Source organism: Verrucomicrobiota bacterium (assembly GCA_016871495.1).
Lineage (GTDB): Bacteria > Verrucomicrobiota > Verrucomicrobiia > Limisphaerales > VHDF01 > VHDF01.
The window spans coordinates 1-23,707 of the sequence record VHDF01000054.1; the positions used below are offsets into that span (position 1 = coordinate 1).

Genomic DNA, 23,707 nt, shown 5'->3' on the forward strand with positions numbered 1-23,707 from the left:
TACTTGCAATGCCACGTAGAGCACGCACGAAATCAGGATCGGATACGCGATGGCTACGACCGGCACGCAGTTCATGACCATTTCCAGCGCCTGGAGTGGTTGAGGCTGGTTTGACCACTTTTGAATCAAGACAAAAAGATTGCCTCCAAATACCAATGTAGGTACCGTCATGCCCAGCACGATAACCCACATGAGTCGCTGTTGCAGTCTCGTCTTTATCGTAAAAGGACCTTTTCGAGAGTTCATAACTGGTCTCTTGAGCTTCTTTTCCGCAGCCCGAGGAGGTCCACCCCGCCACGACCTCGTTAAACTGCGTTGAGTATACCTTCGGACATCCTGGAGTCAGGTTAAGTAGAATTTAGGCACTACTCCGACAGTCCGAATGGCTCGGTCACGGGAAAGGCTGGACCTACTCCAAGCTGCCCATTCATCTCAACCTTGAGAATTGCGCTTCTCGATCTTGATTTTGAGAATCGAGCCCCCTCTCGATATGCTCTTCAACGTGCTTCACATCAAACACATAGGAAACAAGTTGAATCCTAAACTCAAGTGGAGAGTTCGGAATTGGGCTTGCTTCACGCCATCTTGATCCATGGCGTCGGATGAGTTGCCAACGCGGATGATATCTTTATTGAAAGCTCGCGTGATTCCGAAACTAAATCGAACGAAGTGCCAGCGGACTTCCGGCTTTTGCCTGCTGGAGGTGGTCACCTCGGTCGCGATCAGTGCGGTGGGAATCACGGGCGTGATTTCGGGATACATCCTGGCGGCGGAGCGTGCCGAATGGTCCGCCCTCTCGGCGGCGGCCAACGAGCAATCCATCCAACGGGTCGAACAAACGCGTGCGGCGAAGTGGGAACCGGGCGCCGCGTCTCCCCTCGACGAATTGGTCGCGACCCACTTTCCCATGCAGGTGGTCGAACTGAGCCTGCCTCGGAAAGGCACCAACGTGTCGTGGGCCACGAATCGCACCACCATCTCCACGATATCTTCAGACCCGCCCCTGAAGATGATTCGCTCGGAAACCACGTGGTCCTACTTATCCCGCGGTGTTTTCACGAATACCATCATCGCGTATCGAGCACCAGATTCATGAATGGCGAGTCTCGCCCGTTTCGTCTCTAGGAGCCCGCGCGAAGCCATTGCCCTCCAGGGCACGAGGAGCGATCGCGGTTCCATGTGGACACCTCCCGCGCGGTGGGTTTGCGAACCTTGGCGCAATCCGGCACAACCGACAGCATCGTAAATACCAACGAGCGCTGACGCTCACGCAGGTTCTCGTCGCCTCGACCCTCTTCATGTTTCTCGTCCTGGGTTTGATTTCCTCGAATTTCTTCGGACTCAAAGTTCTTGAAATCACTCAGTCGAAACTCGGCGCCAACGACTACAGCAAACGCGTCGTCGGGAGGTTGACCTCCACATTCAATCCGCCCGGTTGCTTTCCGTCGGCGACGGAACACTCTACGGAATGACCCCGGCCGCGGTGAATGCCAACCAGCAAGGCAATGCGGTTCAACTCCATTCCACCACCAACACAAACCAGTTCACCCGCTACTTTTGGGATGCCTCCGACCAATCCTTGAAGCGCGTCACCAACGGTTCCACCACGGCCGAAACCGTGGCTTCTTCCATCAGCAACCGGATTGTCTTCACGGTGGAGAATCACCGGGGAAACGTCCTGACCAATCCCCAGAATAATTTCGTCGTCGGAGTGGACCTGCAATTCTTCGAGTTACCCAATCCGCGCTCGCGGTTGGATGAGTCCACCCATTTCGATTCGTATCGAGTTCGAACCCGCATCGCGCGCCGTGCCACCGATTAAGAGGCATGAAACCGAGCCACGGAAACCCTAGCCGCAAAGGCTACGCTCTGATCATGGTGCTGGTCTTCACCGGCATCGGCCTGGCCATGGTGGGTGCCGCGCTCCGCTGGGCATCCAACAACGCGATGCTCACCCAGCGGAATAATCTTTTCATCAGCAACGTCTCCGTCGCCGAAGTCGCCACTCAGAAGGTCATCGCCAAGGTGGCCCAGGATTTCCAAACCAACGGTGAGTCCTACGTCTACGACAAGCTGGGGGACTACCGGCGGCTCGTGCCTGTTCCTTCGGAAAATCCCGTCTGGAGCAATTACCGGTTCAGCGACGGGCGCGGCAACACCGATCGCACTTTCGTGGAACGCCTCACCCCGCGCACCTATGGTCTCCTCACCACCAAATACACGGGACTCCAGGGCTATGGCGCGACGTATCGAGTCCTCTCCAATGCCCGCCTGCTCGCCAGTTCCTCGGGAAGCATGGTTTCCGCTGTGCGCCAGGACATTCAGCTCGCCGAAATTCCTCTCTTTGAATACGCGGCCTATTACGCCATTGATCTGGAAATCTGTCCCGGCTTCAACTTTGACATTCTAGGCCCGGTCCATTGCACGGAAAACCTCTACTTGCAGCCCGGCGGCGCGCGATTGTCCTTCGGCAGCCACGTCACCGCCGGCAAACAACTGGTGCAAGGCAAGAAACCCGGCGACCCCAACCTGCGCTCACCTGGAGTCATCGAGTTTCGGGGTGAACGCGACGGCGGCGTTCGCGCGGTCAATATCCCGATCGGCGTCCCCAACACTTCGAATAACCTCCGCCTTCTGGTCGAGATTCCTTCCACCGCTGAATCCCCATCCTCTCCGCTCGGGAAGCACCGCTTTTATAATCAAGCGGATTTGATCGTCCTCGTTTCGAACACCATCACCCGGGTCTTCAGCGGCGCTTACAATGGTTTTTCGACCGTCATCCCCGCCACCAATCTGTTCGACACCACCGTCATCGTCACCAATCGCACCGGGCGCGGGCGGGGACGGGGACGAAAAACTCGCGTGACCTACACCACCAACGTCTATGATGGCATCCTGTCGACGAACCAGATTTTTTACGACCGGCGCGAGAACCGAAATGTCCTGGCCACGGAATTCGATGTGGATGAAATGATCGATGTCATGCCCTATCTCGTCTCGGTGCTCGGCCGGCAACCCAGGGTCATTTACGTGGCCGATCACCGGTCCCAATCCTCCACCAACATGACCGCCCTCCGCATCGTCAATGCGGACACACTCCCCACAGGGGGATTGGCCATTGTCACCCCCAATCCAATGTACGTGGTCGGACATTTCAATGTGAGTCCGGATGAGATCGGAACCGCCAATACAGCCGGATCTCAGCCAGCCTTGCTGGTTTCAGATGCCATCACCATCCTCTCGACCAATTGGTCCGACATGAATAGCGGCCTCACGATTGCTAGTCGCGTAGCGCGCCCCACCACCGTCAATGCGGCCATGATTACCGGAATTGTCCCAACTCGGAGCGGCGCCTACAGCGGCGGGTTCGAAAACAGTCTCCGCCTGCTCGAAGACTGGAACGGACTCCGACTGAACTACAACGGGTCCATCGCCGTCCTTTACCAGAGTCTCTACGCCACGGCGCCGATCACCAGCGGTTCCACCATTTACCGTCCCCCCATTCGGAGTTTTGCCTACGATTCCAATTTCGACGACGTCAAAAAGCTCCCCCCGGCCACACCTTTCTTGCGCACCGTGATGCGCGCTTCCTACGCCCAAATCAAGCCGGACCTCATCGAGTAACCCGGCATGCGGCACCTCTGGACGCAAGTCATCGGTGCATGGTGCCTTCTCTGGGCACCCCACGGATTCTCTGCCGCCGAAGCCTCGGGGCGCGAAGCCGAGGGATTTCGCTTTTTCCATGGTCGTGAGGCGATGCCTGAAAACAGTGAGGTTGTCAGCGGCATCATCCTCACCCCAGCCGGACGTTTCGTTTTCCTGCCTCCTGCGGATTGGAATCTCCAAGTCAAATCCCGGGATAAGACATTGATCTTCCAAGGCACAGAACTCGGCTTGGTCCTCACCATGATCCTGGATCCGGGCCAAACCAACCTGCCCGCCTTCTCCGCCACTCAAGAATGGGAGTCGCTGGCGAGAAACAACGAAGATCCGGCAGGATGGACCCTCACCCCGCGAGGCGTTTTTTGGGCAGACGGCCTTGTTGGGCACGGCTTCGACTTGGTCCGGGCCACTCCAGGCAAACCCAAATTTCTCAAGCGAAGAGTGTTTTGCTCTAGCCCGGCCGGACTCATGCGTTTTGAACTGGCCGGACATCCCGATTCCGTTGAAAAGCATCACCCCCTCCTCGCCTCCCTGGTGGGATCGCTCCGATTTGAGGCACCACTCGAAAAGGCTGCCCCGCCCCCCTCGCCTTGATTGAAGCGGGCGGTCACTGACCCGGCCCAAAGCGTTCGCGCGACCAAGGGCATCGCGGTCCGAAGCCAGGCACCGCGATGGATCAGGACCGGGCGACCGGACCGCAGCATTTCGCCATTCCTGGTGGGCGACCAAACTTGCCTTCCCCGTGAGGTTGGGGGCTCGCATCCGTGGATCCCGATGTTGTTGGTAGGGCGGGCCTGTCCCAGCCCGCCGCCCACGGGATGCAAAACATCATGCTCCGGCGGCGCGCCGGGACGGACGCGCCCTACCTGCATCACCGGCAACATCGGGATGCACCGGGCTCGCATCCCCCCGGGTCTGAACGCTCGACAGTCGCCATTTCCTCGCGCATTTTCCTCCGCAATGTCCACGCCGCCTTCGTTGCCAACGATGATGAAAGGGGCCGTTTTTCTACGCCGGCTTGCGAGCACCGCGGTGCTTTGGACCACGATTCTCACCGCCCTTTTCTCAGGTTACGAGAGCCTTTCCAACGCGGTTTTCATTGTGATTTTGCTCGCGCTGGGAACTTCGGGACTATGGGAGTTTTACGACCTGGCAGGCAAGCGGGGCTATCCCTGTTATCGAGGCTGGGGCATTTTCGGAGGACTCCTCCTCTTGTTCAGCACCTTTCTTTGGCTTACCCAACGACTTGGACCCGTGCTCCAGCCTGCCAAGGCCAATGATTTTGAAACCGGATTCCTCGTGCTGTTCGTGCTCGGGCTTTGCCTGAGGCAGTTCTTCAATCGCGAGAATCCGGACGGACTGCTCGCCATTTCCGTCACCCTGTTCGGGCTCATGTATGTGCCCTGGTTGTTGAATTTCCTTCAGAAAATCACGTTTCATCCCAAGCTGGGTGGAGACGGCAAATTCTATCTCCTCTACTTCATCGTGGTTACAAAGTTCAGCGACATTGGCGCTTATGTCGTCGGCTCGATGATCGGGAAACACAAAATGATTCCGCGCATCAGCCCCGGCAAGACGTGGGAAGGATTCGCCGGCGCCATTCTGGTCTCCACCGGAGTCAGCCTCTTGTTCGCCCACTTGGCCGGAAGCCACCTTTACGGAATGAATTTCCTCCACGCCCTCATCCTCGGCATCCTGCTGAGCGTTTCGGCCGTGCTGGGCGATCTGATCGAGTCCCTCTTCAAGCGCGAAGCCGGAGTGAAGGACTCAGGACGGCTCTTTCCAGGGATTGGCGGCATTTTGGACCTTCTCGACAGCCTGCTGTTCAATGCCCCACTGATGTACCTTTACCTGCGCCACGTGCTCACGCACCCATGATCTCGCACTGCTATTCATTCTTGACCGGAGCGCGGCTGTGTCGTCCCGACCCACCGCAGCCGATTCTACGGAAAATGGCCGCCTCACCAGGGCCGACCGCTGCGGCTGGGGCTTCGCACAGAGCCGCGTTCCGCAAAATGAGGATTGCTGGCCACGCGGGGATCCCGCTTGCACCCGTGAGCCGGAGCATGAGAAACATGCCGTCACCATTCACCGCTCGCCTATGAATTCCTATTCAACTGCTTCCGCACCCACCCGTCGCACGTTCTTGAAAGGCGTCGCCGCCCTCGCCGGCGCCGGTGTCGTCGATCAAATTTCAGCCCGAGCAGCGAACCCCCAGCATCGCTTGAAACTGGGCTTCGACAATTTCGCGGTCCGCGACATGAAATGGAACGCGGTTCAACTCATCGAGTACGGCGCGAAACTCAAGGTGGATTCCATTTTCATCACGGATTTCGGCCCCTTCGAAAAACGAGACGACGCCTCCCTGGGCGAGATCCGCAAGCGCGCCGAGGATCAGGGCATGCAAATCCAATTGGGCAGTTGGAGCATTTGCCCGACCGCCAAATCATTCCGAAAGGATTGGGGCACCGCCGAGGAACATCTCCGCCTTGGCCTGCGCATGGCGAAAGCGCTGGGGTCTCCCGTCTTTCGCGTCATCCTCGGCAACGGGGACGACCGCAAGAGCGCCGGCGGCATCGAAGCCCGCATCGAGGACACCGTGGCCGTCTGCCGGGCCTGCCGCAACCAATCGCTCGATTCCGGCGTCAAAATCGCCGTCGAAAATCACGCGGGCGACATGCAGGCCCGCGAATTGGTCACCCTGATCGAAGCCGCCGGACGCGACTACGTTGGCGCCAACCTCGATTCAGGCAACGCCTGCTGGACCATGGAAGATCCGCTCCGCAATCTCGAAATCCTCGGTCCCTACGTGCTCACCACCAGCCTGCGCGATTCCATGATTTGGGAGTACGAGAAAGGAGTTGCCGTGCAATGGACCGCGATGGGGGAAGGCATCGTCGATTTCAAATCCTTCTTCGAACACTTCATCCGGGTCTGCCCCAACGCACCGGTCCACATCGAGACCATCTCGGGCTTCACCCGGCGTTTAGCCCTGTTTGAAAACGAGTTCTGGACGCATTGGCCGAAGATGGAAGCCCGGGATCTCGCCCGCTTCATGGCCCTCGCCAAGAAAGGCAAAGCCATCCCCGAGTTCCGCGCGCCCAACCCTCAAGCCGGCCAGGAATATCAAAAAGGCGAAATCGAACGCAGCATCGCCTACTGCAAGAACACTCTCGGTCTGGGACGAAGAATGTGAGGGTTCAAGATGCTCTCAACTTCCGCGTCCCTCAGACTCCGGCAACCGAATCGAATCGGCCACGAGGCAGTCGTTCTCGCAATGACATGAAACAAAACGATCTGCCTCTTCTCGACATTCCCAAAGTGAAGCTTCAACAACGATCGAAATAGCAGGTGCGTGATTTCACCTCATCCTGTGGACGATACGGGGTGGGCCGGACGACAATCAACCCTCCGGGCAACATGATACGATCGCTAATAGGACCACTTGCGACGCATCGCATCGCACCGCGGGCAGGCTGATACGCAACCCAACACCATCGCGGTTGCGAGTCATGGTATGAGTTAGGACACCATTCGAACAGGGCAACGCCCCAGTCAAAGCAGTTGAGATCCATTGCAGGCACCCCTGCTGCTGTCAGGGCGTCAACTGAATGCAGCTCAATTCCCTCCCATCGCGCAGATAGAGGCGTCCTTCGGCATAAGCCGGATTGCACCAGTTCGAGCCGCAGGCCTGCACCCGGCCTAATTCGCGATATCCCGCAGGATCCGCGGCCACCAGCACCAGTTCGCCTGTTTCCGTGAGCGCCAGGAGGTTGCTACCCACTGCGATTAAACCAAGGTGGGACTTCTCAGCGGACTGGGTGGCGAATCCCCCTTTGGACCACTTGATCGCGCCGGTTTTAACTTCAACACAAAAGAGATTCCGCTCCGGGCCGAGTCCATACAGATGGCCACGCACCGCGACGGGGCTGGAAAAGTTGACCAGAATCTCCTTTGCCCCCCAGACGATGGGTGCGTTCCATCGACGAGCCACCGGATCGAACGCCGGAGCGACCCCGATCAGACCGTTCTCCTTCGAGGAGACCATCACGATGCCGTCCACCACCACCGGTGTCATCACGTGCCGGCCATAGGTGGTGGTCCTCGGCACACGCCAGAGCAACGCGCCGTTGTCGAGGTTCACTCCGATCAACCCCTCCACCGTGAATGCCACCATCTGACGGGGCTCCGTCGCGGCAAAGGTCGTGACGATGGGGGCTGCGTTGGCCGCGCGGTCGTTCTGGGATTGCCACAGCACCTGGCCGGTCCGCTTGTCGAAACACACCACCCCGGCGCCATGCGTGCCGCCCACCAGCGCGATCAATTTGTTTCCCTCCACCCACGGCGCCGCGGTGAACCCGTGGCGTTGCGCTCCCTGGTTATTGCCCACTTCCGCGGGGGACTCGGACTGGAAGTCGCGCAGAAAATTGACCCGCCAGTGCAACTTGCCATCCGAGGCGCCCAGGCATTGGAGCTCACCCCGGCACGATTGTACATAGATGCGCTCTCCATCCACAAGCGGCGTGCAGCGCGGCCCCGGCGCCGTCTGGCCGTTCTTGAAACCATCGTCAAGTGTGACGCTCCAGACCTTCTCGGCCGTCTCGCGGTCGATGGCATGCACGGTCTCTTTCGTATGCTGCGCATCGAGATAGTACACGCGTGACCCGGCCACGACCGGCGCAGCCAGCCCGTCGCCAATCTTCAGACGCCAGACCCGACGGGGCTCGGCCGGCAATCCGCGCAGCGCCGGACCACCGGCGGCACTATGCCCGTCACGAGCCGGCCCGCGCCAACCCGGCCAGTCCGCCGCCGCGGCGCCGAAGATGCCTAGCAGACCCAAAAGGAGCCACGACGCGACTTCGATCCGGCGCAGGAACGAGTGCCGATAGGCAAAGCAAGGGAGGAAGGGATGAGTTCGTCGGGATCGAACCAAACATGGATTGAGTGAAAGATCAGTCGACTGCATCAGTTTCTGATTTCCTGGAGATCGCGAGTCGAAAACGTGCATGTCATGAGGAAGGGGTTCAGGACCGCGTCCGCGTGGGAATGATGGCGGCAAACGTTCATGAGCGCCGCGACGCGCTTGATCGCCGGTTCGGCAGCACGGGTGGACACACGGCGAATAGAAGCAACGGCCGAAAACCCAAGCCACGGTTGAAAACAGGTGATGGTTGATTGGAAGCGCTTCGGCTAACGGACAGGACCGGTCGTGCGCTCGGCGAGCCACAAATAGTCGTTGGGTGAAAGCCCACCGGCTGCGGTCGGATGCGTCGTCCGCCGGATAGTGGCCACATCTCTCCATCTATGGATTTCGGAATGACCATCGGCAAAAGAGAGGGCTCCGGATCCGCCATGATAGCTCGCCGGAGAGTCGTTCATCGATCCATTCTTGGGCAACACGGTGGTGCCGATGGGCATCAGATGCACCAGGAAGCCGTCGTTCAGAGTGGGGCATTCATCGGTAAACACCCACCGATGGGAAGGTGCGTCGAAGGAGTCGATCGTGCGATACTCTTTCCAAGTGGGCTTTCGCTCGGCGATCTGCGACCACGAGGAACCATCCCAGAATCCACCCACGAACGCGTTCATGGCAATGCTCCGGACTCGCGGGTCCTTGCGGGGCGGATTGACGGTGCGATCGCCCGGGCACTTGAAGATGCTTGCTTCACTGCTGAAATACGGCCCCATGAGCGCCTTGGTAAAAAGGAGCTTATTGGTGTTGTCCGGATTAGTCATGTTATAGCTCATGAATCCGGTACACCAACTCCGGGTCAGGTCGCGTTCGGTCACGGTGTTGAACGGCAACTTTCCCTGGTTGTCGTCCGCATAGAGGCGCCATGCGAGCATGACCTGGCGCAGATTATTCATGCATTGAAGGCTCTGTGCTTTTACTTTGGCCTTGCTCAACGCAGGGAGCAACATGCCGGCGAGAATCGCGATGATGGCAATCACGACGAGCAGTTCGATCAACGTAAAACCTGACCGGTGCCGGTGTGCCGCTGCTTTGGGTATCATGGACAAAACTCTGACAGGATCGTTGCGACTCTGAAAGCCGAAATTCCGCTCGGTGTTATCTATTCAATCGGCTCCGACTGCGGTCCGGACAGGGGTGCTGTGGGCCATGTGCAACCAGGCCGAACCGGCCAAGCCTGGCTGGGTCAACCGGAGTTTCCGTGCTGTCACAGCCCCAAGCGGCGTGGAGAATTCCCAGAACCGCGGCGACAAGCCAAAGCCTGCCGACACATTTGGCTCTGGGTGCCCGTCCCGTCGGACGACCAAGACTGACACCCCACCAAGGGCGTTCAGTCCCGGTGATGAGGCCCGGCCAATGAGAAAACATCCCGAACCCTGCTTGTCCCACGCAGAGCGGAGTTGCCCACCAATCTCACGAATGAACACCAATAAGACCAAGACTTCCCCTTCCTGAGGAATCGGTTCCCTGGGGGGGCAATGGGGTCGGGGGGCAATGGGGTCAAGTCTATATCTATTACAAATCAGTTGGTGAACTCACCCCGGGGCATGGGTGGGGCTGCTGCAGAACCACGATGCACCAACCGGTCAAACACGGGCGAAGCCATCAAGGTCGTCACGACGGCCATGATCACCAGAGCCGCGAAGAGAGAGGGGGTGATCAGTCCGCGCTCCAGGCCGATGTTGATAATAATCAGCTCCATCAGGCCGCGTGCGTTCATGAGGGTGCCGATGCCCAAGGATTCCCTGTGGGATATCCCGGTCGCACGCGCCGCCAACCAGCACGCTCCTCCCTTCCCAGCCATCGCGGCCGCCAACACTAATCCCGCCATGCCCCACAACGCAGCGGTATCCAACAGAGTGATCTGCGTGTTCAATCCGGAGTAGGTAAAGAAAAACGGCAGCAGCAGAGCCACCGTCAATGGCTGAATCCGTTCGATCAAGGCGCGCGTGACCAGCCCGCGCGGCATGGCCACTCCCATAGTGAAAGCGCCAAAAACCGCGTGCAATCCGATGAGATCCGTAAACCACGCTCCCAGAGCCAGGCAGACGAGGCACACGACGAATTCCCGGTCTGAGAGCACGCCACGACCTTCGATCGCTCGCGCCCAGCGAGCCAGGATGGGACGCACCACGCCGAGCGTGACGAGCACGTAACCTATTCCCCCGCCAATGTTGAGCAACGCCCGGGCGGGTTGGTCGTCGAAGCTCGCCAGCACCAACGCGAGCAGACACCAGGCTGCCGCGTCGTCGATGGCGCCCGCACCCAAAGCCACCGTCCCCATCGTGGTGCCCGCCAGTCCCTTGAAATGAATAATCCGCGCCAGCATGGGAAAGGCGGTGATGCACATGGAAGCGCCCAAGAATAAAATCGCTTCCATCCTCGAAACATCGGCGGGAAAGAGGGCCGTTTCCGCATGGAAGTACCAACCGAGCAATCCCCCCAGGACGAACGGCGCCGCCATGCCGGCCGTGGAGACCGCCACCGCGCTCCGGAATCGATCCCGCACGATATCCACCCGGAACTCCATGCCAACGACGAACATGTAGGCCGCCAGACCAAGCTGGGACACCGGGAACAAGACCCGCAAGGTCTCCTTGGGAAAAAGGCGAGCGAACGCCTCGGGCCAGAGCCAGCCCAACAGGGAAGGACCAAGCATCACCCCGGCAATCATCTCCGCCACAACTTGGGGCTGTCCAAAGCGCGCCGCCACTTTCCCGACCGCCTGGCACACCGCCAGGATCACGGCGATTTGAAAAAAGAAGTAAATGGCCAGCTGGAGATTGCTCACGCTTCGTCCAGCTTGCCATGCATCCCTTGTAACGGAAATATCATTTTCCTATTCTTGTTATGCCATTCTGTTATTAAATGTCCTTTGTGGACTTTCGACACCTGCGCTACTTCCAAGCCGTCGCCGAAGAACGAAGCTATTCCCGCGCGGCCGTCCGGTTGCGTGTGGCGCAACCCGCGCTCAGCCGCGCCGTCAAGGAGCTTGAAATCCGACTCGAGGTCCGCTTGCTCGATCGTTCGCGGCACCACGTCCAACTCACACCACCCGGCTCCATTCTCCTCCAAGAGGCCGGGCTCATTCTGGACCGCTACGAGGAAGCGATTCGCCGCGTGCGACGATCCGCCGCGGGCGAGGAAGGTGAAGTGCGGTTGGGCTATATCGGCCTCCCGACCGAACCCTTCCTGGCACGCCTTCTGAGGACATTCCGGGAACGGCATCCGCGTGTCTCCATCCATCTGGAGGAGCGAACGCCGGAACGGGTTTGGGAGAGGGTGGCCCTAGGGCGGTTGAACGCCGGCTTGACGCGGCCCGTGGAGTCTCATCCGGGGCGTGGACTGCGCACGCTCTTGCTACGCGACGAACCCCTCGGCGCGGCGCTTCCCGCTTCTCATCCCCGGTCTGCCTCCCGGTTCCTGCCGTGGCCAGCCCTGGCGGGCGAGTCCTTGATCGTCCTGGCCCGCCGTGAAGGCATGGGGTTGCACGACGCGGTCCTCAAGGGCTGCTTGGACGCGGGTTTCGCGCCCCGCATCGCGCGCACTCCCAGCCTCATCAGCACCGTGCTTCATTACGCCGAAGCGGGTGAGGGTTGGGCCGTGGTCCCCGACTCTGTGGTCCCCGCCCGAGGTTCCCTGCGCTTCATTCCCCTCCGCCCGGCCATCACGGTTCCTTTGGTTCTGGTCTGGAAAGAACCCGGCGAGCCGGCCGAGGTCCGACGTTTTCGTGAATTGATTGAGCAATGGAAAGCGGCGGGATCGCTGTGGCCCAGGCTGCGGCCTGCTTGAAAAGCAGTCCGGCGGGCCCGGAATCCTTCCACTTCAGGATTCAGGTTCAGAGTTCCAATTTGAGCCCTCGGTAGAAGTCTGTCATGTCCGGCGTGGCACCCCGTTGCCCGCAGACAAATGCCGCGGCTCGTGACGCGATCACCGCCATCGTCTCGAGGCTCCATCCTCGAAGCCATCCGACGGTCACCACCGCGGCAAACGCGTCCCCTGCTCCAACCGTGTCTTCGATCCGCTCGACTGGAATCATCGGGGCTTCGACCACGCGCTCGCGCGTGATCAAACGCGCACCTTTCTCACCCCGCGTCAGCACCACCCCCTGGATTGGAAATGCGCGAAAAAGTTCCCGCATCACCTCGTCCTCCCGAGAAACCCATCCGAGCGCGGGCCCGAGCCAGACCAACTCCTCGTCGTTCAATTTCAAAAGCGTAGTCCGGGACAACGACTGCCGGATCCGCGCGGTGTCCACGTCGGGAAAACGAAGATTAATATCAAAGACGCGCAAGCAATCCGGTCGCGTGAGGCTCAGCCATCGTTGGATCGTTTCCGCCGAAGGGGCGCTTCGTTGCGCGAGGGAGCCGAAGCACACGGCGCTGGTTTCCTCCATGGCGTTCTCGACGGAGGCGGGAGCGCGGTGCGATGGGCTACCCAGAAAATCCCAAGCGACCCCCCGCCGGATGCTGAAGGCGGGCTTGCCCTCGGCGTCCAGCCCCACCTCAGCCGTGCCTGTGGGATGCGCTGAATCGACCGCCAACAAGCGAGTGTCGAGTCCGGCGGATTGCAATCGTTCGCCGGCCTCGCGACCCCACGCATCATCACCCACGGCACTCACGGGAAGCGCCCTGGCGCCGAGTGCGTTGGCGTGGTGGGCGAAGTTCGCGGGAGCGCCTCCGAGCTGCCGTCCCGCGGGCAGCACGTCCCACAACACTTCGCCAATCCCCAAAACCGGTTCGTTCACGAGAAGACGAAACGATCAGCGCCATCCAGGGTCCTGGCGGGGTCCGTCTGGAGATCGAGCGCCGCGGGAACAAGGACTTCAGCCGCGACATCTTCCCCGTCGAAATACTTGCAAGATGTCTGGGCGGCGATTTCGCCGATGCGATCAGGAAATGAAATGAGATCGGCGTCGAAGAGGCCGGCCTTTTGCAACGCCGCCCCTTCCTTGAAGGCTCGTCCCCATTCGACCAAGAACGGATTGGCCGGATTCAAGAGGGACACGCCGATCTGCCGCTGATTCTCCGCGGCTCGTGCGCGCGCGGTTCCCACCAGAACGCCCGCCACGACCAGCAGGCAGGAGGCAGGGCGAGGTGACTTCATTGGTGATGACGGGAATCTGGCGGCTTCCTCCAGTGAGTTCAACCTTGAAAGGATTGCCACGAAGCGACCCCCACGGCGACCCCCGCGAACATGCCCCTTGTCCGAGGCTCAGGAGGATGCCTAGGATCGCCGCGCATGACACGAGTGAGTGACTCGCATATTCAGTCCAACACGCCGCTGCCGGCGCCGGCCGAACTGGCCCGCGACATCCCGCGAACGGAACGTCATTCCGCCTTCGTCGCCGCGTCGCGCCAATCGATCGCCCGGATTCTCTCCGGGCAAGACCCGCGATTCCTCCTCATCACCGGGCCTTGCTCCATCCACGATACGGGCGCCGGAAAGGAATATGCCGCCAAGCTTGCCGCCCTCATCCCCCGCGTGAGCGAGCGCCTCCTGCTGGTGATGCGCGTTTATTTTGAGAAGCCGCGGACGACGGTGGGCTGGAAGGGGTTGATCATGGATCCCCATCTCGATGGTTCTTGTGACATCGGGGAAGGATTGCGCGCCGCCCGAAACTTCATGCGTGAAGTCATCGATCTGAACGTCCCCACGGCCACGGAAATGCTCGACCCCATCACCCCGCAGTACATCGCGGATCTCACGTGTTGGACGGCGATTGGAGCGCGGACCACGGAATCACAAACGCATCGGCAAATGGCTTCCGGCCTCTCCATGCCGGTGGGATTCAAGAACACGACCAGCGGCGACATCCGTCCAGCCATCAACGCCATCAAAGCCGCGCGTCAGACTCAAACTTTTCTTGGCATCAGCGAGGAGGGCCGGGCTTCCGTGGTGACCACGACGGGCAATCCAGACACGCACGTCATCCTTCGCGGCGGAGAGCTCGGGCCCAACCATGATCTCAAGTCCGTCAAGGAAGCCATGAGCTTGCTGCAGAAAGGCGGCCTGAGACCGGTGGTCATGATCGACGCCAGCCACGCGAATTGCGGCAAGGACTGCGCCAGCATGCCGGGGGTCTACCGCCAAATCGTGGCGCATCGCGCCTCGGGCGAGCGGGGCGTCATCGGCGCCATGCTCGAAAGCAATCTCGCCGCCGGGACCCAGCCGTTTCCGCAGCCCAAGGACCGCTTGGTCTACGGGCAGTCCATTACCGACTCCTGCATCGATTGGGCCACGACCGAAACGTTGGTTTGGGAAACTTTCGAACGTCTGGCTCCCGCGTCTTAAAGGCCTCCTGTCGTCGTGAAGAAACCCCCGCGTCCGGAAATTCCGCGCAAGACGATTTACCGCCTTTCGATTTATCTTCGGTGCTTGCAGCGGTTGAAGGAGAACGATCTGCGCACGGTTTCCAGCGAAGCCCTGGCCAAGGCGGCCGGAGTGAAATCGTCCCAGCTCAGGAAAGATCTGACTTATTTCGGTCAATTCGGCACGCGTGGACTGGGTTACGACGTCGAGCAACTCGCCAAGATGATCGGCGGCCTGCTGGGAACCAGCCGTCTCCAACCCGTCATCCTCATCGGGATCGGCAATCTCGGTCAGGCGCTCCTGGCCTATCGCGGCTTTGAGCAGGAGGGATTTGAAATCATCGCCGCTTTCGATGCCGCTCCTCAGCGCCGCCTTGACAAGCCGGTCACCCAGCCGATCCTGCCCATGGAGGAATTGGAATCCTTTCTGAAGGATCGCGGAGTGCGCATGGCGATCCTGACCGTGCCGGCCGCCGCGGCGCAGGAAGTGGCCAATCGCCTGATTCGATGCGGCATCGGGGGCATTCTGAATTTCGCGCCCATTGTGCTCTCCGTGCCCGAGGAGGTGACGGTCAACAACGTCAATGTGGCTATCGAGCTCGAAAACCTCAGTTACTTCATTCAGACTTAACCGGTTCCCGGCCCGCCGGGGTGGACAACGCGGTGTCCCAATCCTTCCAAACCGGATCAAGCCCTTGCCTGCGCAACACGGCCGCCATGGCCTGAGGTGATCGCGGGTCGGCAATGTCGAACTGGCCGGTCGCCCGCGGGTCGTCCACGGAGGATTCCAACGCCACCATCCGACCGCGCTCGGTGCGATGCAATTTGTCGCGTCCTGTTCCGGCATAGCCTCCAGGTTCCGTGTGGCTGCCCGCGCTCATGAGCGTGATGCCGAGCGGAATCAAACCGTCCCGTAATCGGGCCGGTTCGCGAGTCGAGAGCACCAAACCCACGTCGGGAAACACCAACCGCAACGCCGCCACGGTCTGCGCCAGGTTGCGGTCAGGCATCGGTGAAAGCGGTTCGAACTCTCCCGCGCAGGGACGCAGCCGGGGCAGGGAAATCGTGAGCTGAGCCCTCCAGCAATGCTTGAGCAAGTAATCCGCGTGGGCCGCCACGGACAACACCTCGAACCTCCAATCACTGAGCCCGAACAGGGCGCCGATGCCCAAACGCTTGAATCCCGCGGCGTATCCGCGTTCCGGCGTGGCGAGGCGCCAGCCGAAGTCCCGTTTGGGACCGGCGGTATGCATCGCAGCGTAAACTTCGGGATCGTAGGTCTCCTGGTAAACCACCAATCCCTCCGCCCCGGCCCCCGTCAAAGGACGATACTCGTCCGTCTCCATTGGTCCGACTTCGATGGAGACCCCGGGCACTTCCGCCGCCACGGCTTGGACACATTCGCGGAGGTAGCCCTCCGAAACGAAGCGCGGGTGTTCGCCGGACACCAGCAGCACATTCCGAAATCCTTGCGCCTTCAACGCGCGCGCCTCTCTCAAGACCTCCTCGACGGAAAGCGTTACCCTTAGAATCGGGTTGTCCCGCGAAAAACCGCAATAAGCACAGTTGTTGATGCACTCGTTCGAGAGATAGAGTGGTGCAAACAGCCGGATGGTCCGCCCAAAACGCTGACGCGTTGAATCCCGCGAACGGGCGCATAAACACTCGAGAAAAGGCTCGGCGGCCGGGCTGAGAAGCGCTGGCAAATCCGCCAAACGCGGAGACTGGCACGCCAACGCCGACCGGACTTCCTCGGGGGTGGAAGACCGGGCGCGATCCGCCCATCGAGCCAGGGGCAGCGCGGGAAAGACGTCGGCAAAACTCGTGGATGCCATAGGCGCCTTCGCCGCTTAAGCCAGCCGCGGCTCGACCAGGGCGAGCTGCGAAGTCAGGTACGGGAGCGCCTGCTTCTTGCGCGACACGACTCCCTCCAATTCGAACACGCCGGGCTCGATCTCGGGATAATCGATGGACTCGACGTACACGGCCGGCCCAGCCACGAGGAGCAAGGAGATTTGTTGCACGACGTCCGTCACGAGCAATGCGGAGAAAAGGTATCCCTTCGCGGCCCGATGCTCCTCGAGGGCATGAGTCAGTTCAGCCCGCCGTTTCCAAAACGCGTCGAATCCAAGCTCCTCGATTTGAGCCACACTGAAGGTTCGTCCCTTCTCGGCGTATGCCTTGCAGTCCGCCACCACCGCCAAATCGGGCGTCTTGGAAACGAGCACGGAACCCGACGCGAACAATTTCTCGGTGAATTCTCCGGCTTGAATGCCCGAAACCTGCTCCAGCTTCGAAAGGACCGACGCGTCGCGCTCGGTCGTGGTGGGCGAGGTCAGGTTGAGGGTATCGGAAATCAAGCCGGCCAGCAGGAGCCCCGCCGTGGCGGGAGTCAATTCAACCTGTTGATGGAAGAATCCCTCGGCAACGATCGTGCTGGTCGAGCCGACGGGTTCGTTGCGGAACAGGATCGGCTGCGCCGAGGTAAACGAGCCGATGCGGTGATGGTCGATGACCTCAAGAATCTCCACCTGATCGGCCCCATGCACCGCCTGAGACAGCTCGTTGTGGTCCACCAGAATCAGCTTGCGATGGACCTTTTTCAAAAAGTCGGTCTTGGAAAGAATGCCCACCACGCGGGCCTTGTCGTCCACGACCGGAAAAGCCTGAAATTTGGAGGCGGCCGCCATGCCTTTCACCGACGCGATCGACTCCTCGGCCCGGAAGGAGAGGAACTTGTCGTGACTCATGTGATCGACCGTGATCGCGGCGCGGCAGAGCATCGCCGTGCTCGCTGAATCATGGGGCGAAAGGAGCACGCTCACGTCATTCCGCCGCGCGAATTCAAGCAGATGCTCTTCGATCGGCAGGCCGCCCGTGATCACCACCACGCGCACCTTCTTGTCAATGGCCAGCCATTGAATGTCCGCGCGATCCCCCACGACAAGCACGATCTCGGCGGGTTTGTAACTGGCCAGGCGCTTGGCGAAATTCTCATGCGCCATGGCCGCGATCATCAACTGCATCTCGTCCTCGCGGTCCGGCTCGACCATGTGGGCGGGCTTCGCGTTGAGCGTCCGGGCCAGATTTCCAATCGTGGCCAGCACACGACGGGAGGCCAGCGGCTTGGCCGTCGAGGGAAAAAAGAACTTGCTCATCTTGAACACCGAGAGCAGCCCCTTGCATTTCAAGTCCGCGTCCAGCACGGGCAGCACCCGGATGTTCCGGTCATCCATGATGCCCAACGCCTCGGCCACCGTCGTGCGCGGCGGCACGCTGACCACATTCGACTGCATGACATCCCGGATTTTGGGGGAAACGTCCGCGACAAACTTCGGAGGCGCCGCCCCGAAGGTCGAAAGCACAAAATGAATGCGGTCGTTGAGCTCGCCACAGCGAGCCGCGACCGCGGTCTGCATGCCGGTGCGTCGCTTGAAATCGGCGTAACCAATGGCCGCGCAAATCGAATCCGTGTCGGGATTGCGATGCCCCATGACCAAGACTTCACTCATGTTCGGGATTCAGACAGGTTGAGAACAGGACGCGTTCATCCGCGCGCGAAGATTCGCCCGCCCCCCCCGCATCGACAAGCAATTAGCTCCGTAAATAACGCAGCAACACCTGCGCGGCGCGTTCCGCAAAGACGGGATCGTTGATCGCCGCGTCCACTTCCACCCTCTCCACATGAGGCCGAAGATGCCGGCGTATCGCGTCGAAAAGGGCTTCATCGGCGCGGGCATCATGAAAACTCCCGCCCGCTGCACTGATCACGCTGATGCCGCGCAGAGGAAGGAGGACTGCCACCGGTCCGCGCGAAAGGTTGGCCTTCTCCGCCAGGATCCGCCCCAGCTCGGCGCATTCCTCCGGGGTGGTGCGCATGAGGGTGACTTGGGGGTTGTGCCGGTAGAACCGTCGTCCTTGGAAACGGGCGGGGACCGTCTCAGGCGGTCCAAAATTCACCATGTCCAAACACCCCGGAGCCAGCACCGCGGGCACTCCCGCCTTGGCGGCCGCCTCACATCGCGTCGGACCCGCAGTGAGAATGCCGCCCACCAGCTCGTCGGCCCACTCCGTCGTGGTGACATCGAACACACCGGCCGCGAGACCGGACTCGATCAAGGATTCCATCGTCCGGCCACCCGTCCCGGTGGCATGGAAAACCAGCACTTCGTATCCCGCGTCTTCCAGAATCTTCCGGCCCGCCTGGACGCAATCGGTCGTGTTCCCGAACATGCTCGCCACAATCACCGGTCGGTCGGAGGCGGGGGGGGGCGAGGTCTCCACCATGCCGCAAATGGCCCCGGCGGCACGCGCCAGAATCACCCGAGACACCCGGTTCAATCCGGCTACATCGACGATGCTCGGGAAGAGAACGATGTCCTTGGAACCCACATAGGGCGCGGTGTTCCCGCTGGCGAGCGTGGTCACCATGACTTTGGGAAACCCCACGGGAAGCGCCCGCATCGCGGTCGTGGCAATGGCCGTGCCGCCGCCTCCCCCCAGTGAAATGACCCCTTGGATTTGGCCTTCACGCGCGAGCCTGCCGACCACTTGCTCGGCGCCTTTCGCGAAAGCAGCCACCATCTCCCCACGATCTTTCTGGGCCTTCAGCGCCGCCCAATCAAAACCCGCCTCGCGGGCAACCATCGGGGGGCTGACGTCGGCTTGAATCTGCGGTTCTCCGAATCCACCCACATCCACGAGCAGAGGATGATGCCCTCGTTTTCTGATCAAATCCGCCACATAGGCGTGCTCCGCCCCTTTGGTGTCGAAGGTCCCCAAGACCGCGATGGTTGCCATAAGCTTGTCAGTCGGCGCCGGTTCGATTCCGGAATCGGAACGGCGCTGCGTGGACTTTACCGATTCTCACCGCCCAGGCAACCCTGCTCCGAATTCCCTAATCCTCGTCCGAGCATCCACAGGTTGACGGTGCTGCGCGCAGCAGCGTCGGGGCGCGGCGTTCACGCCACTTCAAGGCGTGTCTTCAAAGGGGCAGGGCAGGTTCAACGGGCAAGGGTGCTGCCAGGGCGAAGGCATTCACCCAGGGCGGGCCATGAAACGGGAGGAGATCGCCGCGGCCGATGGGCGCGAGCGCAAGCGCCGTGACCGGCGCGCCCCGACCCCTTGCGGATGCACCGGATCCTCGTTACAGCCGGATCCGGCGTGAATCCGCTCTCGCCTCGTTGGCAGCCCCTGAAACCTGCCTTCATTCATTTCCCTTCACCCCCATCGACAAGCCGCATTCGCGCTCAAATCGATTCAAATTCTCCCGCAATCCGGAGACAAACAGAATATCCCCGGATCGCATCACCTCGTTCGGGTCCGGTTCGATGGAATGAATGGTACCATCCGGACGCTCGCGGGTCAGCAGAACCACGTTCACGTGAAATCGCCCCCGCAGACCGGCTTCCGCCAAAGCGCGACCGTCCAATGCGGAACTGAGGCGGATCTGAGCGAGTTGATAATCCCCGCAAAGTTGCTGCCGATCGCTGCCGAGATTATCCCGCAAACGCTCCGCCAGGCGGTTCGCCACATCCCGGTTGGGCAGCACCACCAAATCAGCGCCTAATTTCTCCAACACCGTCGCGTGCTTCGCATCCACGGCGCGGCAGATCAATTGCCTGACTTTGAGTTCCTTCAAGAGCAACGTCGTCAGAATGCTGCCCTGCATGTTATCCCCGATGCAGACCACCACGGCGTCCGCCTCCTGCACGCCGGCCTCCTTGAGCGCCTCCTGGTCTTCCGCGTCCACTTCCACGGCATGAAAACCGTCCTGCACCAAATCTTCAACCCGATCCGGATCCCGATCGGCTAGCAACACATCACAGCCGAATTCCGAAAGTCGCGAGGCCAGTTGAGCGCCAAAGCGTCCTACGCCTATGATGAGAAATCGTCGAGCCATAGTCTAGCCTGTCAACCCACCGCAAGCTCTTCGCGTGGATGCCGAACCCGGATCGGCGCCGGGGGCCGGGCCAGATACATGGCAAGCATGAGAGGAGCAATGCGTCCGGTCAGCATGAGTGCGATGATAATCCCTTTGCCCGCGGGGGTCAAAAGCGGCGTGACCCCCGTGCTCAAACCCACCGTCCCGAACGCGGAAACCACCTCATACACCATCGCGAGCCAGCCGTGGCGGGTTTGCGCCGCCGGCTGACCTTGTTCCGCCATCAGCATGAGACCGAATCCAGCCACGATGATCACGGCGCTGAGCAAGGAAACCATGGTGGCGACGAACGACACCCTTGAAGGGAGTCGGCGATGCCAGAACTGAATCTCATCCCGTCGTCTCAAAGCCGACCACGCGGTCAGGATCAGAACCACAAAGGTCACGGATTTGATGCCCCCCGCCATGGAACCCGGTGCACCGCCAATGAACATGAGTCCGATCGTGACAAGCAGCGTGGGACCGTCCATCGCGCCCACGTCCACGGTGTTGAAGCCCGCCGTGCGCGTCATGGCCGAATGAAAGAAAGACCAGGATAGCTGCTCGATCCCGGAGGCATGCTTCAGCGTGTGTCCAATCTCGAACAGCCAGCACACCACCGTTCCCGCAACCAGCAAGCCGGCCGCGGAAACCAGCGACACTTTGCTTTGCAAGGTCAAGGATCCCCTCTTCCGCGGATCCCGTCGCCAAAAATAGTAGTAACGCAGATTGATCAGGGTCATCAGTCCAATCCCTCCCGCAATCACCAGCAGGGAGGTGATCAAGAGACGGTCGTGAGCCCGGTTCCACCGCAACAGTCCCTCGGGATAAATGGAAAAGCCGGCATTGCAGAACGCGCTCACCGCATGGAAAACGGCTTCCCACAAATGCCGGCCGGGAGGGATGCCCGGGTGCGATTTCGACAAGGACAGGAAAAGCGCCAGCGCCCCCGTGACCTCGATGATCAACACGAACAAGCAGGCGTAAATGAAGACATCAAAAGGTCGAGCCCGCTTTTGCTTTCCGACCGCGGCTTGGATCGACTGTTCGTCGGCGAAAGTCAGCCGGCTCCCGTTGACCAAAACGAGCAGAATCCCCGCTGTGAGAATCCCCAAGCCTCCAAGCTGGATCAGCATCAGGAGGACGACTTGTCCAAAAAGATTGAACGTCTCCGCCACGTTCACCGTGCTCAATCCCGTGACGCAGGCCGCGGAGGTCGAGAGGAACAACGCGTCCAAAAAGCTCAGGCTTGCCCCCGGTTGGTGCGCCCACGGCAAAACGAGCAGCAAGGTGCCGGTCGCGATCAGCACGACGAACCCAAGGGGGATGAGTCGAAGATCCGTGTCCTTTCTGGGAAAACGCGCCATCGGCTCCCGAAAGGTTGACTTGCGGCCACCTTCCATCAAGTACACGAGAGTAGGGTCCATGAGGTCCGTCGGAGAACGAGAGCTGGTGGGCGATGAGGGACTCGAACCCCCGACCTGCTGCGTGTAAGGCAGTCGCGCTAGCCACTGCGCCAATCGCCCGACCGAACGGGGCCATCTTGTACCGCCCCGCCACGAGCCGGGGCAAGCGCGGAGTTCGGGGCGGATCCGATTGATTCCCGGCCAGCGTCATGTTTGAATCCAGGCACTTCGTGCCATGAATTCCTCCCCTGCCTCCGCGCCGCGTCTCGGTTCCGTTGACGTTTACCGGGGTTTTGTCATGTGCTTGATGATGGGCGAGGTGCTGCGGCTGTGCGCCGTCTCCTCCAATCTGCCGGAAAGCGCATTTTGGAAGTTCCTGTGTTTCCATCAATCGCACGTGGACTGGATTGGCTGCTCGCTGCATGATTTGATTCAGCCCTCTTTCTCCTTCCTGGTCGGAGTTTCCCTGCCCTTCTCCATCGCGTCCCGGTCCGCACGCGGCCAATCTTTCGCTTCCATGTTCGGGCATGCGATGGGACGCGCACTGGCTTTGACGTTCCTCGGGGTGTTTTTGCGTTCACTGGGCCGCAGTCAACCCAACTTCACTTTCGAGGACACGCTCTCTCAGATCGGATTGGGATACGTCTTCTTGTTCCTGGCGGGATTCAGACCCGCGAGGGAACAGTGGGCCATCATGGCAGGGCTGCTTCTAGGTTATTGGGCGGCCTTTGCCCTTTACCCGGCTCCGGGGTCGAATTTCGACTATGCCGCCGTGGGGGTGGCCAAGGGATGGCCGCATCTGATGCAGGGATTTGAATCCCATTGGAACAAGAATTCGAACTTGGCTTGGGCCTTCGACACCTGGTTCCTCAATCTCTTCCCGCGCGAGCGCCCCTTCCTCTACAACGGCGGCGGCTACGCGACCCTCAGCTTCATTCCAACTCTCGCCACCATGATGCTGGGGTTGATCGCGGGCGGAGTCTTGAAGGGGCCGCGCCCAGCGGGCGCCAAATCACAGTGGCTCGCCCTCGCGGGATTGTCCTGCCTGGCGTTGGGATGGTCCCTCGGGGCGCTGGGCGTCTGCCCGGTCGTGAAAAAAATCTGGACTCCGAGTTGGACCCTGTTCAGCGGCGGTTTTTGCCTTCTGTTGTTGGCCGGGTTTTACACGGTGATTGATTTGCGCAGGTGCGACTGGTGGGCTTCGCCCTTGCGGGTGGTGGGCATGAACTCCATCGCGGCTTATGGCATGGACCATCTCTTTGGCGGATGGATTCGCTCGACGCTGAGGACATTTCTGGGACCGAACGCCTTCAAGGTTTTCGGCGCGACGTATGAACCCCTGGTTCAGGGGGCCGCGATTTTTCTCGTGCTTTGGCTGATGTTATACTGGATGCATCGGCGGAGAATTTATCTCCGCATTTGAGCCTTGGGA

General features: G+C 60.6%; 20 protein-coding genes and 1 tRNA gene. 10 read left to right on the forward strand and 11 right to left on the reverse strand.

All coding sequences use genetic code 11. The annotated features are described in order from the left end of the window. Positions 1 to 643: 643 nt before the first annotated feature. The 6 genes from FJ404_12505 to FJ404_12530 all read left to right on the forward strand — a co-directional run bounded on the left by FJ404_12505 (position 644) and on the right by FJ404_12530 (position 6,859). Entirely contained in the window at positions 644 to 1,096 is a 453-nt protein-coding gene (locus FJ404_12505; GenBank protein ID MBM3823686.1) for a hypothetical protein, read from the forward strand. 372 nt (positions 1,097 to 1,468) lie between these two features. After that, positions 1,469 to 1,822 (forward strand): hypothetical protein, encoded by a 354-nt coding sequence (locus FJ404_12510; GenBank protein MBM3823687.1) that lies wholly within the window; start codon positions 1,469 to 1,471, stop codon positions 1,820 to 1,822. Between the two features lie 5 nt (positions 1,823 to 1,827). Continuing rightward, on the forward strand, positions 1,828 to 3,624 hold the full coding sequence (locus FJ404_12515) for a hypothetical protein (protein MBM3823688.1): 1,797 nt from the start codon (positions 1,828 to 1,830) through the stop codon (positions 3,622 to 3,624). A gap of 132 nt (positions 3,625 to 3,756) precedes the next feature. Beyond that, positions 3,757 to 4,257 (forward strand): hypothetical protein, encoded by a 501-nt coding sequence (locus FJ404_12520; GenBank protein ID MBM3823689.1) that lies wholly within the window; start codon positions 3,757 to 3,759, stop codon positions 4,255 to 4,257. 180 nt (positions 4,258 to 4,437) lie between these two features. Continuing rightward, on the forward strand, positions 4,438 to 5,541 hold the full coding sequence (locus tag FJ404_12525; GenBank protein MBM3823690.1) for a phosphatidate cytidylyltransferase: 1,104 nt from the start codon (positions 4,438 to 4,440) through the stop codon (positions 5,539 to 5,541). A gap of 223 nt (positions 5,542 to 5,764) precedes the next feature. After that, entirely contained in the window at positions 5,765 to 6,859 is a 1,095-nt protein-coding gene (locus FJ404_12530; protein MBM3823691.1) for a sugar phosphate isomerase/epimerase, read from the forward strand. Positions 6,860 to 7,258: 399 nt separating this feature from the next. Here the strand turns inward: FJ404_12530 and FJ404_12535 are convergent, their stop codons facing one another. From FJ404_12535 to FJ404_12545, 3 genes are all read right to left on the reverse strand, one after another. Further along, positions 7,259 to 8,965: a hypothetical protein gene (locus FJ404_12535; GenBank protein MBM3823692.1), complete on the reverse strand. Its 1,707-nt coding sequence runs from the start codon at positions 8,963 to 8,965 to the stop codon at positions 7,259 to 7,261. After that, the gene (locus FJ404_12540) at positions 8,854 to 9,678 is read right to left on the reverse strand and encodes a type II secretion system protein (protein ID MBM3823693.1); all 825 of its coding nucleotides are present in this window, start codon (positions 9,676 to 9,678) and stop codon (positions 8,854 to 8,856) included. The genes FJ404_12535 and FJ404_12540 overlap by 112 nt, the downstream gene beginning before the upstream one ends. Positions 9,679 to 10,157: 479 nt before the next feature. Then, on the reverse strand, positions 10,158 to 11,426 hold the full coding sequence (locus FJ404_12545) for a cation:proton antiporter (GenBank protein ID MBM3823694.1): 1,269 nt from the start codon (positions 11,424 to 11,426) through the stop codon (positions 10,158 to 10,160). 86 nt (positions 11,427 to 11,512) lie between these two features. Here FJ404_12545 and FJ404_12550 point away from each other — a divergent pair, with 86 nt between their 5' ends. Continuing rightward, positions 11,513 to 12,427 carry a LysR family transcriptional regulator gene (locus tag FJ404_12550; protein ID MBM3823695.1) on the forward strand — a complete coding sequence of 305 codons (915 nt, stop codon included), beginning with the start codon at positions 11,513 to 11,515 and terminating at the stop codon, positions 12,425 to 12,427. Positions 12,428 to 12,473: 46 nt separating this feature from the next. Here FJ404_12550 and FJ404_12555 read toward each other — a convergent pair whose 3' ends face one another. Both FJ404_12555 and FJ404_12560 read right to left on the reverse strand, forming a co-directional pair. Continuing rightward, positions 12,474 to 13,382: a carbohydrate kinase gene (locus tag FJ404_12555; protein ID MBM3823696.1), complete on the reverse strand. Its 909-nt coding sequence runs from the start codon at positions 13,380 to 13,382 to the stop codon at positions 12,474 to 12,476. Beyond that, positions 13,379 to 13,741 carry a hypothetical protein gene (locus FJ404_12560; GenBank protein ID MBM3823697.1) on the reverse strand — a complete coding sequence of 121 codons (363 nt, stop codon included), beginning with the start codon at positions 13,739 to 13,741 and terminating at the stop codon, positions 13,379 to 13,381. Before FJ404_12560 ends, FJ404_12555 begins: the two co-directional genes overlap by 4 nt. A 135-nt stretch (positions 13,742 to 13,876) precedes the next feature. Between FJ404_12560 and FJ404_12565 the strand changes: the two genes are divergently transcribed. Further along, the gene (locus FJ404_12565; GenBank protein ID MBM3823698.1) at positions 13,877 to 14,929 is read left to right on the forward strand and encodes a 3-deoxy-7-phosphoheptulonate synthase; all 1,053 of its coding nucleotides are present in this window, start codon (positions 13,877 to 13,879) and stop codon (positions 14,927 to 14,929) included. Between the two features lie 15 nt (positions 14,930 to 14,944). Next, entirely contained in the window at positions 14,945 to 15,577 is a 633-nt protein-coding gene (locus FJ404_12570) for a redox-sensing transcriptional repressor Rex (protein ID MBM3823699.1), read from the forward strand. Here FJ404_12570 and thiH read toward each other — a convergent pair. The 6 genes from thiH to FJ404_12600 form a co-directional block, all read right to left on the reverse strand. Beyond that, entirely contained in the window at positions 15,564 to 16,781 is a 1,218-nt protein-coding gene (thiH, locus tag FJ404_12575) for a 2-iminoacetate synthase ThiH (GenBank protein ID MBM3823700.1), read from the reverse strand. The two genes, FJ404_12570 and thiH, sit on opposite strands and share 14 nt — an antisense overlap. 15 nt (positions 16,782 to 16,796) lie before the next feature. Further along, a complete protein-coding gene (locus tag FJ404_12580; protein ID MBM3823701.1) occupies positions 16,797 to 18,458 on the reverse strand; it encodes a putative manganese-dependent inorganic diphosphatase in 1,662 nt (553 codons plus the stop codon). Between the two features lie 82 nt (positions 18,459 to 18,540). Further along, complete coding sequence (locus tag FJ404_12585) at positions 18,541 to 19,746, reverse strand: UPF0261 family protein (GenBank protein MBM3823702.1); 1,206 nt, start codon at positions 19,744 to 19,746, stop codon at positions 18,541 to 18,543. A 406-nt stretch (positions 19,747 to 20,152) separates the two neighbouring features. Continuing rightward, positions 20,153 to 20,848, reverse strand: coding sequence for a TrkA family potassium uptake protein (locus tag FJ404_12590; protein ID MBM3823703.1), 696 nt, complete (start codon positions 20,846 to 20,848; stop codon positions 20,153 to 20,155). 11 nt (positions 20,849 to 20,859) lie between these two features. Beyond that, positions 20,860 to 22,296, reverse strand: coding sequence for a potassium transporter KtrB (locus FJ404_12595; GenBank protein ID MBM3823704.1), 1,437 nt, complete (start codon positions 22,294 to 22,296; stop codon positions 20,860 to 20,862). Positions 22,297 to 22,319: 23 nt separating this feature from the next. Continuing rightward, positions 22,320 to 22,395 (reverse strand) — tRNA-Val (locus FJ404_12600). Positions 22,396 to 22,510: 115 nt separating this feature from the next. Here FJ404_12600 and FJ404_12605 point away from each other — a divergent pair. Next, entirely contained in the window at positions 22,511 to 23,698 is a 1,188-nt protein-coding gene (locus FJ404_12605; GenBank protein MBM3823705.1) for a DUF5009 domain-containing protein, read from the forward strand. Positions 23,699 to 23,707: the final 9 nt, after the last annotated feature.

Bases quoted from the DNA above. Each gene is read 5' to 3' on its own strand.
- FJ404_12520 (MBM3823689.1), top strand. From the start codon at position 3,757: ATGCCTGAAAACAGTGAGGTTGTCAGCGGCATCATCCTCACCCCAGCC.
- FJ404_12560 (MBM3823697.1), bottom strand. From the start codon at position 13,741: ATGAAGTCACCTCGCCCTGCCTCCTGCCTGCTGGTCGTGGCGGGCGTT.
- FJ404_12510 (MBM3823687.1), top strand. From the start codon at position 1,469: ATGACCCCGGCCGCGGTGAATGCCAACCAGCAAGGCAATGCGGTTCAA.
- thiH (MBM3823700.1), bottom strand. From the start codon at position 16,781: ATGGCATCCACGAGTTTTGCCGACGTCTTTCCCGCGCTGCCCCTGGCT.
- FJ404_12525 (MBM3823690.1), top strand. From the start codon at position 4,438: ATGTTGTTGGTAGGGCGGGCCTGTCCCAGCCCGCCGCCCACGGGATGC.
- FJ404_12590 (MBM3823703.1), bottom strand. From the start codon at position 20,848: ATGGCTCGACGATTTCTCATCATAGGCGTAGGACGCTTTGGCGCTCAA.
- FJ404_12605 (MBM3823705.1), top strand. From the start codon at position 22,511: ATGAATTCCTCCCCTGCCTCCGCGCCGCGTCTCGGTTCCGTTGACGTT.
- FJ404_12585 (MBM3823702.1), bottom strand. From the start codon at position 19,746: ATGGCAACCATCGCGGTCTTGGGGACCTTCGACACCAAAGGGGCGGAG.
- FJ404_12515 (MBM3823688.1), top strand. From the start codon at position 1,828: ATGAAACCGAGCCACGGAAACCCTAGCCGCAAAGGCTACGCTCTGATC.
- FJ404_12580 (MBM3823701.1), bottom strand. From the start codon at position 18,458: ATGAGTGAAGTCTTGGTCATGGGGCATCGCAATCCCGACACGGATTCG.
- FJ404_12565 (MBM3823698.1), top strand. From the start codon at position 13,877: ATGACACGAGTGAGTGACTCGCATATTCAGTCCAACACGCCGCTGCCG.
- FJ404_12535 (MBM3823692.1), bottom strand. From the start codon at position 8,965: ATGGAGAGATGTGGCCACTATCCGGCGGACGACGCATCCGACCGCAGC.
- FJ404_12595 (MBM3823704.1), bottom strand. From the start codon at position 22,296: ATGGACCCTACTCTCGTGTACTTGATGGAAGGTGGCCGCAAGTCAACC.
- FJ404_12540 (MBM3823693.1), bottom strand. From the start codon at position 9,678: ATGATACCCAAAGCAGCGGCACACCGGCACCGGTCAGGTTTTACGTTG.
- FJ404_12530 (MBM3823691.1), top strand. From the start codon at position 5,765: ATGAATTCCTATTCAACTGCTTCCGCACCCACCCGTCGCACGTTCTTG.